17 protein-coding genes and 1 pseudogene are annotated in these 14,786 nt (G+C 60.9%); 7 read left to right on the top strand and 11 right to left on the bottom strand.

Annotated features, from left to right (window positions below):
* Positions 1–77: 77 nt before the first annotated feature.
* Entirely contained in the window at positions 78–314 is a 237-nt protein-coding gene (locus EFD55_RS19780) for a DUF2798 domain-containing protein (protein ID WP_125846732.1), read from the bottom strand.
* A gap of 203 nt (positions 315–517) precedes the next feature.
* On the opposite strand from EFD55_RS19780, the pseudogene EFD55_RS33845 reads away from it, so the two are divergent.
* Positions 518–650: pseudogene (locus tag EFD55_RS33845) on the top strand (YoaK family protein); the annotation flags it as partial.
* A 42-nt stretch (positions 651–692) separates the two neighbouring features.
* Here EFD55_RS33845 and EFD55_RS19770 read toward each other — a convergent pair.
* Both EFD55_RS19770 and EFD55_RS19765 read right to left on the bottom strand, forming a co-directional pair.
* Complete coding sequence (locus EFD55_RS19770; RefSeq protein WP_125846731.1) at positions 693–1,235, bottom strand: YbhB/YbcL family Raf kinase inhibitor-like protein; 543 nt, start codon at positions 1,233–1,235, stop codon at positions 693–695.
* Between the two features lie 38 nt (positions 1,236–1,273).
* On the bottom strand, positions 1,274–2,128 hold the full coding sequence (locus EFD55_RS19765; protein ID WP_125846730.1) for an AraC family transcriptional regulator: 855 nt from the start codon (positions 2,126–2,128) through the stop codon (positions 1,274–1,276).
* A 187-nt stretch (positions 2,129–2,315) separates the two neighbouring features.
* Between EFD55_RS19765 and EFD55_RS19760 the strand changes: the two genes are divergently transcribed.
* Both EFD55_RS19760 and EFD55_RS19755 read left to right on the top strand, forming a co-directional pair.
* Entirely contained in the window at positions 2,316–3,038 is a 723-nt protein-coding gene (locus EFD55_RS19760) for a YoaK family protein (protein WP_125846729.1), read from the top strand.
* Positions 3,039–3,106: 68 nt separating this feature from the next.
* Positions 3,107–3,895, top strand: coding sequence for a YdcF family protein (locus EFD55_RS19755; protein ID WP_125846728.1), 789 nt, complete (start codon positions 3,107–3,109; stop codon positions 3,893–3,895).
* 88 nt (positions 3,896–3,983) lie between these two features.
* Here the strand turns inward: EFD55_RS19755 and EFD55_RS19750 are convergent, their stop codons facing one another.
* A complete protein-coding gene (locus EFD55_RS19750; protein WP_125846727.1) occupies positions 3,984–4,457 on the bottom strand; it encodes a hypothetical protein in 474 nt (157 codons plus the stop codon).
* 279 nt (positions 4,458–4,736) lie between these two features.
* Here EFD55_RS19750 and EFD55_RS19740 point away from each other — a divergent pair, with 279 nt between their 5' ends.
* On the top strand, positions 4,737–5,372 hold the full coding sequence (locus EFD55_RS19740; RefSeq protein ID WP_125846726.1) for a trimeric intracellular cation channel family protein: 636 nt from the start codon (positions 4,737–4,739) through the stop codon (positions 5,370–5,372).
* Between the two features lie 13 nt (positions 5,373–5,385).
* Here the strand turns inward: EFD55_RS19740 and irrA are convergent, their stop codons facing one another.
* Positions 5,386–5,805 carry an iron response transcriptional regulator IrrA gene (gene irrA / locus EFD55_RS19735; protein ID WP_125846725.1) on the bottom strand — a complete coding sequence of 140 codons (420 nt, stop codon included), beginning with the start codon at positions 5,803–5,805 and terminating at the stop codon, positions 5,386–5,388.
* 34 nt (positions 5,806–5,839) lie between these two features.
* A complete protein-coding gene (locus EFD55_RS33480) occupies positions 5,840–6,034 on the bottom strand; it encodes a hypothetical protein (protein WP_131588445.1) in 195 nt (64 codons plus the stop codon).
* 72 nt (positions 6,035–6,106) lie between these two features.
* On the opposite strand from EFD55_RS33480, the gene fabA reads away from it, so the two are divergent.
* From fabA to fabI, 3 genes are read left to right on the top strand one after another with little or no spacing between them, the layout of a single operon-like run.
* Positions 6,107–6,622: a 3-hydroxyacyl-[acyl-carrier-protein] dehydratase FabA gene (fabA, locus tag EFD55_RS19730; RefSeq protein WP_008536155.1), complete on the top strand. Its 516-nt coding sequence runs from the start codon at positions 6,107–6,109 to the stop codon at positions 6,620–6,622.
* A 44-nt stretch (positions 6,623–6,666) separates the two neighbouring features.
* A complete protein-coding gene (gene fabB / locus EFD55_RS19725) occupies positions 6,667–7,899 on the top strand; it encodes a beta-ketoacyl-ACP synthase I (protein ID WP_125846724.1) in 1,233 nt (410 codons plus the stop codon).
* A gap of 4 nt (positions 7,900–7,903) precedes the next feature.
* On the top strand, positions 7,904–8,710 hold the full coding sequence (fabI, locus tag EFD55_RS19720; RefSeq protein ID WP_125846723.1) for an enoyl-ACP reductase FabI: 807 nt from the start codon (positions 7,904–7,906) through the stop codon (positions 8,708–8,710).
* Positions 8,711–8,803: 93 nt separating this feature from the next.
* Here fabI and EFD55_RS19715 read toward each other — a convergent pair whose 3' ends face one another.
* From EFD55_RS19715 to truB, 5 genes are all read right to left on the bottom strand, one after another.
* Positions 8,804–9,820: a class I SAM-dependent methyltransferase gene (locus EFD55_RS19715; RefSeq protein ID WP_125846722.1), complete on the bottom strand. Its 1,017-nt coding sequence runs from the start codon at positions 9,818–9,820 to the stop codon at positions 8,804–8,806.
* Positions 9,821–9,998: 178 nt separating this feature from the next.
* Positions 9,999–12,137: a polyribonucleotide nucleotidyltransferase gene (gene pnp, locus EFD55_RS19710; protein ID WP_125846721.1), complete on the bottom strand. Its 2,139-nt coding sequence runs from the start codon at positions 12,135–12,137 to the stop codon at positions 9,999–10,001.
* Positions 12,138–12,490: 353 nt separating this feature from the next.
* Positions 12,491–12,760, bottom strand: coding sequence for a 30S ribosomal protein S15 (rpsO, locus tag EFD55_RS19705; protein ID WP_125846720.1), 270 nt, complete (start codon positions 12,758–12,760; stop codon positions 12,491–12,493).
* Between the two features lie 152 nt (positions 12,761–12,912).
* Positions 12,913–13,761: an alpha/beta fold hydrolase gene (locus tag EFD55_RS19700; RefSeq protein ID WP_125846719.1), complete on the bottom strand. Its 849-nt coding sequence runs from the start codon at positions 13,759–13,761 to the stop codon at positions 12,913–12,915.
* Between the two features lie 91 nt (positions 13,762–13,852).
* Positions 13,853–14,785 (bottom strand): tRNA pseudouridine(55) synthase TruB, encoded by a 933-nt coding sequence (truB, locus tag EFD55_RS19695; RefSeq protein ID WP_125846718.1) that lies wholly within the window; start codon positions 14,783–14,785, stop codon positions 13,853–13,855.
* Position 14,786: the final 1 nt, after the last annotated feature.

Raw genomic sequence — 14,786 nt, 5'->3', positions numbered from 1 at the left:
CGTGCGAAAGTCGGAGCAGCTAAATCGTGCAGATATGCCCGGCAGGCCGCTCCCGCAGCCCGCCGGCGCCTTACGCCTCACATCTCGACGATAGCAGCCGTCAGCCGCTTTACCAGCGGCAGCACCAAGAGCAGGACGGGAAAGGCGATAGCCCAGGATAGCGCCCATGCGGAGGGCCACATGGCAAGGGCAGGCGCGGTCAGGCCTTGTGCTCTCAGGATGCTGATCGCCGAGACGACGCATGTCATCAGCAGCGAGAGGATGAGCGGCATGACGATTGTATTATAGCGTTTGGGGAGTTTGCCTTTGGGCATTTTGATCTCCGTAAGATGCCGATCAGAACAATTGCGCAGCGCCGACCGGCGGGTTGCGCGTTGATTGACGTAAACGCTTACGGAGCTTCGATCTGAAGCGACGCCGTTTTATGGCCGAAAATATGTTGCCGTTCAAGTCCGCGTGCTCCAGCCACAACGAGCTTGTTGCCGGAATCTCCGCGATTGGCCTTAGGAGTCCGCCGATGAGTAGAGCACGACGCCGCCGTATCATCCGCACCGGGCGAACCGTGATGGGGCTTGCTCTCGTCGGCTCGATCTCGTTTTTAGCGCATGGCGGATGCGATCGGTCTTCTGCTCACCGGCGATTTCAGGTCTTAACGACATTCAGTGGATCGTAATCACGATCCAAAGCCGACCTCAGCGGCCGTAGGTGACCTCGACGGAGGCTTTGCCGAGCGTATTGGCCCTGACATAGAAGCCGACCATGGCTGCAGGCGCCGTATCCGGCAGGGGAAGTTTGTCGACCGACAGCGCGTAGACGGTGAACTGGTAATGGTGCGGCTTATCGCCGGCCGGCGGGCATGCGCCGCCATATCCTGATACGCCGAAGTCGGTGCGGCCTTCCACGACACCCTCGGGAAGCTTCTTGTCGCCGCTTGCGCCGGTGGCAATCTTCGAGACATCCGCCGGAATATTGAACACGGACCAGTGCCACCAGCCCGAGCCGGTCGGAGCATCCGGGTCGTAGGCCATGACGGCGAAGCTCTTGGTGCCCTCGGGAGCGCCGGACCAGGCGAGGTCAGGCGAGATGTTCTTGCCCGAGCAGCCGAAGCCGTTGAAGACCTGCTCGTCGGCCATGGGCTTGCCCGGGGTCAGATCCGTCGAGGTGAGCTTCATTTCCGCATGTGCGGCCGTGACGCCGATAAGGGACGTTGCGAGAAGTGCTGTTATGAAACGCATGTTGCTTTCCTGCGGTTGATGATGCCGCAGAGCTATCGTCACCCGGAAAGCACGTCTGCCCCGCTACGCTCAACTTCTGTCCCGATCCGCTCAACCGGCTCGGAGCCGTTGCGCACATGGCGCGGACTGGTGCCGAACCGCTCCTTGAAGCGCGCCGCGAATTGAGAAGGCGAGTCGTAGCCGACTTCGAGCGCAATCTGCGCCATGGAAAGGGTCGTCGTCTGAACGAGGCCCAGGGCCCGGTTCATCCGGGTATCGCTCAGGATCTCGCTGAAGCCGGTATTTTCGGCTGCGAGCCTGCGCCTGAGCGTCGCCTCGCTCATGTTGAACGAGCGCGCCGCGTGCCGCAGCGTCCAGCCGAAGGCCGGATCGATTTCAACCATTTGCCTCAACCGGTCTTCGAGTCGAAGGCTCCGGCTTTGGCCCAACACCGCCCCGCACAGAGCAAACCAGGTGATGAGTTCCATCAAGCGAGCCCTAGCGATGGCAACGGGAAGCCTGGCGAGATTGCCGGGCTGGCAGCAATATTCGAACAATACAGCCGCTTCATCAGGCATGTTGGAAGACCGCGCGGGAAGGGGCGTCGATGGGATGGCGATCGAGCCCATGCGGGCATAGGCATCCTCGAACAATTGTCTGGGAACGGGGAGCGCAACGGTCTGATACCGCTGCGGAGCCTTTGGAATGTTCTCCATCGTCAGCGGCTGATAATCGGGCAGCAGGCCATATGCGCCGGCATCAAACCGTAAAGGCTTGTCCGCTGCCGTGACGATCTTCGTTCCCGATTGCACCCGTATCAACAAGGGGCTCGTATTGACGAGATGACGGAAACAGGCCCGCCCGCCCTGTCGGATCAAGGCACCGGTTGGAATGAGAAAATTCTGATCTTCCATACGTTCCCCAGCGATACGGCGATGGCGGCTTATAAGCTCCGTCTGCCAGATCGCGGGACCGAAGCCAAGATCGCGACAGGTTTTAGAATCTTTCTCTCTCCATTCCATCGCCTTTGCCAATTCCTCAATGAGAGGATTTATCCTTGTTGCCGGAATCCCAACGATTCGGCTTCAGGACCCTCAGCCAATGACCAGAGCAAGACGCCGCCGCATCATCCGTACCCGACGAACCGTGATCGGCGTCGCCCTTGTCGGTGCGATCTCGTTTCTTGCCGGCATGACGGATGCGACCGGTCTTCTGCTGACCGGCGATTTCGTGTCCTTCATGACCGGCAACACGACGCGGGCCGCCTTGGCCTTGAGCGACGGCAATCTCGATCACGCCGCAGTCCTGATCTCGGCCATCCTCGTTTTCGTGCTTGGCAACGCGGCGGGCATCGTCATCGCCCATGTCTCACAGCGTCGTATCTTCGTGGTGCTCGGCTGCGTCGGCCTGGATCTGGCGCTTGCCTCGATGTTGACCATGCAGAACCTGCTGCTGGCGCGATTCTACCTGATTGTTTTCGCCATGGGCATGGTGAATGCCGCCGTCGAGCACATCGAAGGCCTGCCAATCGGCCTGACCTATGTGACCGGCGCCCTGTCGCGGTTCGGCCGCGGCATCGGCCGCTGGATCATCGGCGACCGCCGTGTCGAATGGACGATCCAGATCGTGCCCTGGGGCGGCATGGTGCTCGGCGCGATTGCCGGCGCCGTCCTGACGCGACTGGCGGGCGCGCATGCGCTGTGGCTGGTCTCCCTCTTCGCCATGGTGCTTGCGCTTGCCGCAATGCTGATCCCGCGGCCGCTTCAGCGGCGCTTCAATCAGAAGGTCGCATCAAACCAATCGGCCATTGTCCGCGCGAAGTAGAACCGTCGCATTCCTGTCACCGCCGAATCGGATAGGAAGGACAGCCGCCCATCTTCAAGGAGTAGGTCTTGTTCTTCATTTCGAAGCTCGTGTGGATTTTTGGCCAGCCGCTGTCGCTGGCATTCTTTCTTGTCTTCTTCGCCCTCATTGCCGGCCTTTTGCGCTGGCGTAGCCTAAGCATCCTTGGCGCGATGGGCTCGGCCATCATCCTCTTCGTCACGCTCTACACCACGGCCGGCAATCTCATGATGCAAAATCTGGAGGAGCGGTTCGCAAAGCCCTCGGCCGATCCCGACAACCTGCAATGCATGATCGTCCTTGGCGGCGCTTTCGAAAGCGAAGTGAATACGGCGCGTCACGGCATAGAATTCAGCAGTGCGGCCGACCGCTTCGTCGAGGCACTGCGCCTTGCGCAGAAATTTCCGCAGTCGCGTATTCTGGTGTCGGGCGGCGATGGCTCCATCTCCGGCATCTATGAAGGCGATGCGGCGGCATCCGAGCGTTTCTTCCCGCTCTTCGGTGTCGGCAGGGATCGCCTGATTGAGGAGAAGTCGTCGCGCACGACCTTCGAAAATGCCGTCAACACCAAGGAATTCCTGGCAAGCCAGGGCCTTTCCAATTGTCTGCTGATCACTTCGGGCTTTCACATGCCGCGCTCCGTCGGCATCTTCCGCAAGCTCGGCATCGACATCGTGCCCTGGCCGACGGATTATCGCACCGACGGCAAGGTGAAGCCCGGACTGGATTTCACCCAACCGAACCTGAATGCGCAGAACATGGCGACGGCGATCCGCGAATGGTACGGCCTGGTCGGCTACTATCTCGCCGGCCGGACGTCGGAACTCTATCCGCAATAGAGCGCCGGGCGTCCCATAGGATGCGCCGAAGACGCTCTATCACTTTGAATTTGCACCTAACCCCCGAAAATCTCTCGGGGTTAGGTGCTTACTTCTTCGAGATGGTGACGAATTTCGTGCCGCGGACGCGAGCCGTCACGATGCAGGGGTCGCCCTCGGTGCGGTCGCAGAAACGCGGATGCATCTTCATCGCCAGCACCATGTTGCCGAAGCGCTGGACGAAGTCGTAGCCGTAGATCTGCGCCGTCGCGATCATGAAATAGCCGCCCTCGGCAACCTGCAGATAGAAATTATTGGTGCAGCCGTCGTCATTGCATTGCGGCCCCTTCTGCCCGTCGCAGGTCAGCTGGCCCTCATTGACCACGGCATCGATCAGCCCGTCATTGTTGATATCCTGCCGGATGATGAAGCCGTCGGCGAATTCGGCGACCTTGCACTGTGCCTGGAAATGCTTCTTCTCGTAGATCTCGGGATCGGAGATCAGCGATTGCTGGCTGAAGGCGACAGCCGGCATGACAAGCAGCAGGACGATGTTCAGAACGGCGAGCAGCAGCGTTTTCACGGCTTTCCTCTTTTGGATAAAGGCTCCTAGGCAGGTCGTCCCAAAATGTGCAGTGGTTTTGGGCGACATGCGTCAAATAAAGACTTTGGCTTTATGGCCGCGCCGCCTTGCGCCGCCCTTGCCGCCGTGGTTCTTTCCCGAGAACAGGATGATTTTAGGTCTACTCGGCCTAAAATCTGAATCCTGTTCTCAATTCAAGAGTTAGAGCATGATGTCATGAGAAAACCGCTCACACTTTTCGGCATCATGCTCTGAACTTCTGCCGGTCCCGGGGCTCGCATGTCTCTGCTCGTCTATCTCGATTATGCCGGCATTGCGCTGTTTGCCGCGACTGGAGCGCTCGCCGCTTCGCGCAAGCAGCTGGACCTGATCGGTTTTCTGTTCTTCGCCATGGTGACGGGAACGGGCGGTGGCACCGTGCGCGATATCGTGCTCGGCCGCGTGCCGGTCTTCTGGGTGCTGAATCCAGCCTATATCCTGGTCTGCTGCATCATGGGCGTCATTGTTTTTTTCACCGCCCATCTCCTGGAATCGCGCTATCGCCTGCTGATCTGGCTGGATGCGATCGGTCTTGCCGCCTATTGCGTGCTTGGCGCGGCCAAGGGGCTTGCCGCCACCGGCTCTCCGACCATCGCGATCGTCACCGGTACGCTGACGGCGACCTTCGGCGGCATCCTGCGCGATCTGATGGCAAACGAGCCCTCTGTGCTGTTGCGGCCGGAAATCTACGTGACCGCGGCCCTCGTCGGCGCCGGCGTCTTCACGGCTGCCAATGGGTTGGGAATGCAGCTCTATCTGGCTTCCGCCTGCGGCGTCGCGGCGGCTTTCGCCGTGCGCGGCGGAGCTCTCTGGTTCGGCTGGACCTTCCCGACCTACAAGCACAAGCCCGGCCGGCATCCCGACGATGTCATGTAAGGCGGCGTTAACGTCAGCTCTGCTTCGCCCGCAGGCGGATCACCACGTCGACATGGGCGATCTCCATGCCCTCGGGCGGTTCCGGCAGATTGCCGATCGTCAGGTTGCTGACGGGAATGTCGAGCACCTCGTTTTCACCTTCGACGAAGAAATGGTGATGATCGGAAACATTGGTGTCGAAATAGGTCTTGGCGCTCTCGACGGCGAGAACGCGGATCAGGCCGGCTTCCGTGAACTGGTGGAGCGTGTTGTAGACGGTCGCCAGCGAAACCGGCACGCCGGCGGCAACCGCCTCCTCGTGCAGTTCCTCGACGGTCAAATGCCGGTCGCCCTTGGCAAACAGGAGGTCGCCGAGCGCGACGCGCTGGCGGGTGGGGCGCAGGCCCGCGCCGCGCAGCCTTACCTCTATTGCGATCGGGGATGCACCCGCCATCAAGACCAACTCCGATTATTCCTGCATAAAGCAATCATGTTTCTTCAAGCGGTATAACTTTTGCACCGGAGCCTTTCAATAGTTCAATGGGGACAAGAGCCTGATAAACGCGGCAAAAACGGGCTTCTGACGCAAATAGCTCTGGTCGCGGCCCTAGCCTTCCTGTATGCGACCACCAAATATAGGCGAAAGCCTGGTCCGGAGCCATGAATGAAGCTGCCTTGCTCATGCTTCATTTTCTGGAGAACTTGGACTACACGTTCACATCCATCGGCTTCACGCGGGGGGAAAAAGAAACTTTATGACCACCAGACAGTCCAGCTTCTCGTACGAAGAACTCATCGCCTGCGCGCACGGCGAGCTGTTCGGACCCGGCAATGCGCAGCTGCCCCTGCCGCCCATGCTGATGGTTCACCGCATCACGGAGATTTCCGAAACGGGCGGAGCCTTCGACAAGGGTTATCTGCGCGCCGCATACGACGTACGTCCCGACGACTGGTATTTTCCCTGCCATTTCGAAGGTAACCCGATCATGCCGGGCTGCCTCGGCCTTGACGGCATGTGGCAGCTGACCGGCTTCTTCCTCGGCTGGCTCGGCGAGGAAGGCCGCGGCATGGCGCTTTCAACGGGCGAAGTGAAATTCAAGGGCATGGTGCGCCCGCACACAAAGTTGATCGAATACGGCATCGACTTCAAGCGCGTCATGCGCGGCCGCCTGGTGCTTGGCACCGCCGACGGCTGGCTGAAGGCGGACGGTGAAACAATTTATCAGGCGGCCGACCTTCGCGTCGGTCTATCGAAAGACAAGACGGCCTGAACCGCATTTTAAGCGGCTGACGAAAACAACAAAGGTTTGATCAGATGAGACGGGTAGTTGTAACGGGTCTGGGTATCGTGTCCTCGATCGGAAACGACGCGGCCGAAGTCACCGAATCCTTGCGGCAGGCAAAGTCGGGTATTTCCTTCTCCAGCGATTTCGCCGAACACGGCTTCAAGTGCCAGGTTTGGGGCAGCCCCAAGCTCGGCGCCGCAGAACTGGCCGAACTGGTCGATCGCCGCGCCATGCGCTTCCTGTCGCAGGGCGGGGCCTGGAACCACGTGGCCATGAAGCAGGCGCTTGCCGATTCCGGCCTGGAAGAGAAGGACTACGGTCAGAACGAACGCGTCGGCATCATCATGGGCTCCGGCGGCCCATCCACCCGTACCCTCATCGAGGCCGCCGAAATCACCCTGAAGAATAACAGCCCGAAGCGTATCGGTCCCTTCGCCGTGCCGAAGGCGATGTCCTCGACCGCATCCGCCACGCTCGCCACCTGGTTCAAGATCCACGGCGTCAACTACTCGATCTCGTCGGCCTGCTCGACATCGGCGCATTGCATCGGCAATGCCGCCGAGATGATCCAGTGGGGCAAGCAGGACATGATGTTCGCCGGCGGCCATGAGGACCTCGACTGGACGATGTCCAACCTCTTCGACGCCATGGGCGCCATGTCCTCCAAGTACAACGACTCGCCCGACAGCGCCTCGCGCGCCTACGACGTCAACCGCGACGGTTTCGTCATCGCCGGCGGCGCCGGCGTGCTGGTGCTCGAGGAACTGGAGCACGCCAAGGCGCGCGGTGCCAAGATCTACGCCGAAATCGTCGGCTACGGCGCAACTTCCGACGGTTACGACATGGTCGCTCCCTCGGGCGAGGGCGCCATCCGCTGCATGCGCCAGGCGCTTGCCACGGTCAAAGGCGATGTCGACTACGTCAATACCCACGGCACGTCGACACCGGTCGGCGACAGCAAGGAAATCGGCGCCATCCGGGAAGTATTCGGATCGAAGATCCCATATATCCAGTCGACCAAGTCGCTGACCGGCCATTCGCTGGGTGCCGCCGGCGTGCAGGAATCGATTTATTCCCTGCTGATGATGCAGCAAGGCTTCATCGGCGAAAGCGCTCACATCACCGAACTCGATCCCGAATTCGAAGGCGTACCGATCGTGCGCAAGCGTATCGACAACGCGAAGATCGATATCGCCCTCTCCAACTCCTTCGGCTTCGGCGGGACGAACGCTACGCTCGTCTTCCAGCGCCATAACGGATAATAACATGACGGGAATCATGCAGGGTAAGCGCGGGCTCATCATGGGCGTCGCAAACAACCACTCGATCGCCTGGGGGATTTCAAAAGCTCTCGCTGCACAGGGCGCCGAACTCGCCTTCACCTATCAGGGCGATGCGCTCGGCAAGCGCGTCAAGCCGCTCGCTGCCGAAGTCGGTTCCGATTTCGTCCTGCCCTGCGATGTCGAGGATGTCGCCTCCGTCGATACCGTCGTCGACGCGATCGGTGAGCGCTGGGGCAAGCTCGATTTTATCGTTCACGCCATCGGCTTTTCCGACAAGAACGAGCTGAAGGGCCTTTACGCCGATACGACGCGCGAAAATTTCAGCCGCACCATGGTCATTTCCTGTTTCTCCTTCACGGAGATCGCCAAGCGCTGTGCTCCATTGATGGAAGACGGCGGCGCCATGCTGACGCTGACCTATAACGGCTCGACGCGCGTCATCCCGAATTACAACGTCATGGGCGTCGCCAAGGCGGCGCTCGAGGCTTCGGTGCGCTATCTCGCCGCCGACTACGGCCCGCGCGGCATTCGCGTCAACGCCATTTCCGCAGGCCCGATCCGCACGCTTGCCGGCGCCGGCATTTCGGATGCGCGCGCGATCCTCTCGTGGAACCAGCGCAATGCGCCGCTGCGCAAGACCGTCACCATCGACCAGGTCGGCAGCTCGGCGCTCTACCTGCTCTCCGACCTTTCCGCCGGTGTGACAGGCGAGATCCACTTCGTCGACGCCGGCTATAACGTCACATCAATGCCGACGTTGGAAACGCTGCGTAAGGCGGACGTGGAATAAACGCCGCCCGCTTGAAACAAAAAGGCCGTGCTCAGCTGATGCGCACGGCCTTTTTGTTTCCGTCGATGAAAATCGGTTCGAGGCCACTGGGCCTTATTTCTTCGCCCAAAGAACCTTGAAGCGGGCATTGCGGCAGGTTTCGCCGCTTTCCTTGAAGTTTGCTGCAAGAACCGGCTCGTAAGGCAGGCCGCGATTGGCGACGAGCATCAGGCGGCCGCCGCCGCGAAGGGCAGATGCGGCGGTCTTGATCATGGCCTGGCCGAGCGCCGGCTCGGCTGCGTGGCCCTCATGGAAGGGCGGGTTCATGATGACGAGGTCGTATTTGTCCTTGACCGGTTCGCCCGCCAGATCGTGCCAGAAGAAGCGCGCAGGCGCGTTCGGGCAGTTCTCCGCCAGATTATCCCTCGCGGCCTCCAGAGCCGCGTGATCGGCCTCGTAGAGGTCAAGGCGTGTCAGTCCACGCGACTTCTGCGCCATCTCGACGGAGAGATAGCCCCAGCCGGCGCCGAAGTCCGCAACGTCGCCGGTGAAATCCTGCGGCAGGCGCGAGGCGAGCAGCTCCGATCCGGCATCGATCCGGTCGTGCGAGAACATGCCGGCGCTCGCATGGAAGCGGTCGTCGACGTGCACCGGCGCCTTTGCCAGTTTGGAGACGATATCGCCGGCCTCTGCCGGCCGGCCGAACCAGAAGGCGACGCCGTGATATTTCGGCATGTGGTCGACGGCGAGGCCGAAACCTTCCAGGCGCTTGCGCAGCGGCTGGATACCGTCTTCCTTGGCGCCGGCAACGACGATCAGGCCACCGGCTCGCGTGCGGGCGATCGCGGCGGCGAGATTGGCTTCATTCTCGCCCTTGTGTTTGGTGCAGAGCACCAGCGCCGCGTCATAGTCCTCACCGTCGATCTCAGGCGTCGCTTCGATCCGCTGGGCCAGCAGCTGTCGATAGAGCGGACGGAAGCCCTGGACGGCACTGAGCGAGGCGGCAAAGCCTTCCGGCAGCGCAAAGCCCGCCTCGGCGCCGAGGAAGAGCACGCGCTCGCCCTCGCCGGGCGCCTGGACTGTGCCGCTGGCAAAGGGATGGAACAGGGTCTTCAGCGTCTCGCGGCTCATGAGCTCGTCTCGTCCTAAAACATGTCGCGCAAAAATATTCAGCGGTTTTGCGGCCACGACATGCGCAAAACCAAAGCCCTAAAGTGTGGCAAGCGAACCTGAAAGAATACGCCACGCTTGGGATACAAAAAGGGCGCGGAAGCATTCCCGCGCCCCGACTTAAATCTGGAAGGACGGCTTATTCGGCCGCTTCTTCCTTCTTCTTCTCGTTCGGGATCTCCTGGCCGGTAGCCTGGTCGACAACCTTCATCGACAGGCGAACCTTGCCGCGCTCGTCGAAGCCGAGCAGCTTGACCCAGACCTTGTCGCCTTCCTTGACGACGTCCTGGGTCTTCGCGACGCGCTCGGAAGCAAGCTGCGAGATGTGGACGAGGCCGTCACGGGCGCCGAAGAAGTTGACGAAGGCGCCGAAGTCGGCGGTCTTGACAACAGTGCCTTCGTAGATCTGGCCAATTTCCGGCTCGGCGACGATCGAGTGGATCCACTTGCGGGCGGCTTCGATTTCCTTGCCCGAGGAGGAGGCGATCTTGACGGTGCCGTCGTCCTCAATGTTGATCTTCGCGCCGGTCTTTTCGACGATTTCGCGGATGACCTTGCCGCCGGAGCCGATGACTTCGCGGATCTTGTCGACCGGAATGTTCATGACTTCGATGCGCGGAGCGAATTCGCCGAGCTGGCCACGGCTTTCGGTGATGGCCTTGGCCATTTCGCCGAGAATGTGGGCGCGACCACCCTGGGCCTGGCCAAGAGCGACCTTCATGATCTCCTCGGTGATACCGGCGATCTTGATGTCCATCTGCAGCGAGGTGATGCCGTCGGCGGTACCTGCGACCTTGAAGTCCATGTCGCCGAGGTGATCTTCGTCACCGAGAATGTCGGAGAGGACGGCGAAGCGCTCGCCTTCCAGGATCAGGCCCATGGCGATACCGGCAACCGGCTTGGCAAGCGGTACACCTGCGTCCATCAGAGCGAGCGAGGTGCCGCAGACGGTCGCCATCGAGGACGAGCCGTTCGACTCGGTGATCTCGGAGACAACGCGCAGCGTGTAGGGGAACTGCTCAGCGGACGGCAGCATCGGACGGATCGCGCGCCAAGCGAGCTTGCCATGGCCGATTTCACGACGACCTGGGGAGCCCATACGGCCGGTTTCGCCAACCGAGTAGGGAGGGAAGTTGTAGTGGAGCAGGAAGCGCTCCTTGTACATGCCCGTCAAGGAGTCGACATACTGCTCGTCTTCGCCGGTGCCGAGGGTGGCGACCACGATTGCCTGCGTTTCACCGCGGGTAAAGAGCGCCGAACCGTGCGTGCGCGGCAGAAGGCCGACTTCCGAAACGATCGGACGAACGGTCTCGAGGTCGCGGCCATCGATGCGGCTCTTGGTGTCGAGGATGTTCCAGCGGACGATCTTGGCCTGCAGGTGCTTGAAGATCGCGCCGACTTCCTCGGCCGTGTACTTGGCTTCGCCTTCCTCGGGGAGGAAGTGGGCCTTCACCTTCGCCTTGACGGCATCGACGGCGGCGTAGCGGTCGGCCTTCTGGGTGATCTTGTAGGCTTCGCGAAGCTCACCTTCGGCAAGGCCGAGCATTTCGTTTTCGAGAGCGGAGTAGTCTTCCGGCTGGAAGTCACGCGGCTCCTTGGCGGCCACTTCAGCGAGCTTGATGATCGCGTCGAGAACCGGTTGGAAGCCCTTGTGGCCGAACATGACGGCGCCGAGCATGACGTCTTCGTTGAGTTCCTTGGCTTCGGATTCAACCATCAGCACGGCGTCGTAGGTGCCGGCGACGACGAGGTCGAGGCTCGACTCGTCCATCTCGTCGAGATGTGGGTTGAGAACGTATTCGCCGTTGATGTAGCCGACGCGTGCGCCGCCGACCGGGCCCATGAAGGGAACGCCGGAGAGCGTCAGCGCTGCCGAGGTAGCGACCATAGACAGCACATCGGGGTTGTTTTCAAGATCGTGCTGGATGACGGTGACGACGACCTGCGTGTCGTTCTTGTAGCCTTCCGGGAAGAGCGGGCGGATCGGGCGGTCGATCAGGCGGGAAACGAGGGTCTCGTTCTCGCTCGGACGGCCCTCGCGCTTGAAGTAACCGCCGGGGATCTTACCGGCCGCGTAGGTCTTTTCCTGGTAGTTGACGGTGAGCGGAAAGAAGTCCTGGCCGGGCTTCGGCGCCTTGGCCGAGACGACGGTGGCGAGAACGACGGTTTCGCCGTAGGTGGCGAGAACAGCGCCGTCAGCCTGACGGGCGATCTTGCCGGTTTCGAGCTTCAGCGGGCGGCCGGCCCACTCGATTTCCACGGTGTGTGTATCAAACATGTCTTGTCCTTCAATGCGGGAGCACGCGCCGTCGCCGATATTAAGGCGCAGCGCACAGTCGACCGCAATCAATGTGACGTATCACGGGCAAGACAACGGGAGGCTTTTCATCCTCGGCTTTCTCGGGAAACTGAAGTTCCCTGGAAAGCCAGGCCAAAACCTCGAAAGGCCCTGGCCGAAAGCATCCGGCAATCCTGCCCCATGACAGGTCAGCGGTTGGTTTGGCAGAACCGGCCCATCCGGGTCCGCCGGTCGTTCCACCGCATGAGATAGAGCGCGGCTGGAACATTTCATCGGGAACGTCGTCCCGAAACAAGATCCGGCGGACGCTCGAAAGCGCCCGCCGGACAATCTTAGCGGCGGATACCCAGGCTGGTGATCAGCTTGGAATAGCGGCCTTCATCCTTCTTCTTGAGATAGTCAAGAAGCGAGCGGCGGCTCGAAACCATCGTCAGCAGGCCACGGCGGGAATGGTTATCCTTCTTGTGGTCCTTGAAGTGGTCGGTCAGGTTGTTGATGCGTTCGGTCAGGATCGCGACCTGAACCTCAGGAGAACCGGTGTCACCTTCGGCGGTTGCGTATTCCTTGATCAGCGCAGCCTTGCGCTCAGCAGTGATCGACATCGGATGATCCTTTCTATGAGAGGAGATTGAAGTCGCCAAAAGCCGGGATGCCGTCCAGCTTTGGCCGCGAATGCGAGCAGGCGGACCTGACGCTGGCGCTGCCTATAAACCAAATAAGCACCGATGGAAAGAGGGAGTGTTCCCGGCGGCTTTCAACGGCCCGCCATGGCATCCCGGATCATCCCGTCATAACCTTCGGGATCCTGCAGCATGGCGAAATGGCTCGCATTCTTCAGGATCACGAGTTTAGCGCCCGGAATCTCCTTTGCCATCATTTCCGTATGGTCGAGCTTGACGGCTTCATCGTGATCGCCGATCGCAAGCGTGACCGGAACCGAGATCTTCGCAAGATCGGCGGCTGTCCAGGCCGGCTGGGTCGCCCACATCTTAGAGATCTGCCTGAAGAAGGCTTTGTATTCGGTCGGCGTCGGCGAAAGCTTCCTGTACTGGTCGCCGGCGACCTTGATGTAATGCTTGAAGGTCTTGTTGCTCAGGGCGTCTTCCTTGACGCCCTCCGTCGTGACGTTGGCCGCCTGGGCAATGACGCGGGTCAGCTTTTCCGGATGATTCATCGCCATGTCGATGCCGATGATGCCGCCGTCCGACCATCCCACCAGCGTCACCTTATCGATCTTCAGATAGTCGAGAAGGGCAACGTAGTCCGAAGTCATCAGATCGTAGCCGAAAGGCTGCCCGCTGCGTGTCGACCGGCCGTGACCGCGGCTGTCGGCGACGATCACCAGGTGATCCCTGGCAAACTCCGCCACCTGATGGCTCCAGACGTCTGCATTTCCAAGACCGCCATGGATGAAGAGGATCGGATCGCCTTCACCATATTCGGCGTAATACATCTTGATGTCGTTCACATCGGCCATGCCGCTCGTCTTCGGCGCGGGCATTGAAGGAAAAGCGGGAAGCTCGGCCCAGCGTTCACCGGCTTGGGCGCCGGCAACGATCAGGAACAACGAAAAGAACGTCAGTATTTCCGCAATTCTGCGCATGGTTTTCCCCTCGGGCCGCCATGGCCCAAGGGCAAAGATATTGCACCGTTACCGGCTGGCAATCGCCATTGCCGTCACAAAACGGGCAGGTTCAGGCAAAAACCCGTTTCGGGCGAAATTCGCCCTGGCCGATTTCGCCGATCGCAATCAGTTTGCCGCGGGCTGTCGCATAGGCTTCGCTTTCGGCGATCGGCGCATCGCGGCCGCGTACGAGGATCGGATTGCCCATCTTAAGCCGGTGCGCCTGGTCGTCGTTGATGACGAGGTGGGGCAGGGTGGAAAGCGCCTCGCAGGTGTCGATCAGGAGCGCGTCGAGGGCGGCAAGCCGCTCGTCCATGTCTTCGATCGCTTCGAGCGCCACGAGGTCTGCGAGCGGCACCATGGCCTCTTCCGCGAAGGGGGCGACGAAAGTGCGCCGCAGCCCGGAAACATGGCCATAGCAGCCGAGCTCGCGACCGAAATCGCGGGCAAGCGCCCTGACATAGGTGCCCTTGCCGCATTCCACCTCGAAATGCGCCGTATTGGCATCCGGGCAGGCGAGCAGGGTCAACCGGAAGATCTCGACTTCGCGCGAGGGGATTTCGACGGCTTCGCCTTCGCGCGCCAGATCATAGGCGCGTTCGCCCGATATCTTGATCGCGGAAAACTGCGGCGGCACCTGATTGATGGTGCCGATGTAGCGAGGCAGGATATCGCGGATTTGCTGTTCGCTTGGACGCTTGTCCGAGCTTTGCGTGACCTCGCCTTCGAGGTCGTCCGTTGCGCGCTCCTCGCCCCAGCTCACCGTGAACTCATAGATCTTGCGGCCGTCCATCACATAGGGAACGGTCTTCGTCGCATCGCCGAGCGCGATCGGCAGCATGCCGGAGGCGAGCGGATCGAGCGTGCCGGCGTGACCGGCCTTCTGCGCCTTGTAGAGCCACTTGATCTTGGAAACGGCTTCCGTCGAGCCGAAATCCACCGGCTTGTCGAGGATCAGCCAGCCTGAAATCGGCCGGCCCTTGGGTTTGCGTGGTTTGGACATC

The organism is Rhizobium pisi (assembly GCF_003938655.1).
Classification (GTDB): Bacteria; Pseudomonadota; Alphaproteobacteria; order Rhizobiales; family Rhizobiaceae; genus Rhizobium; species Rhizobium pisi.
The sequence above is the reverse complement of the archived record's forward strand: the minus strand, read 5'-3'. Positions and strand labels throughout refer to the sequence as shown.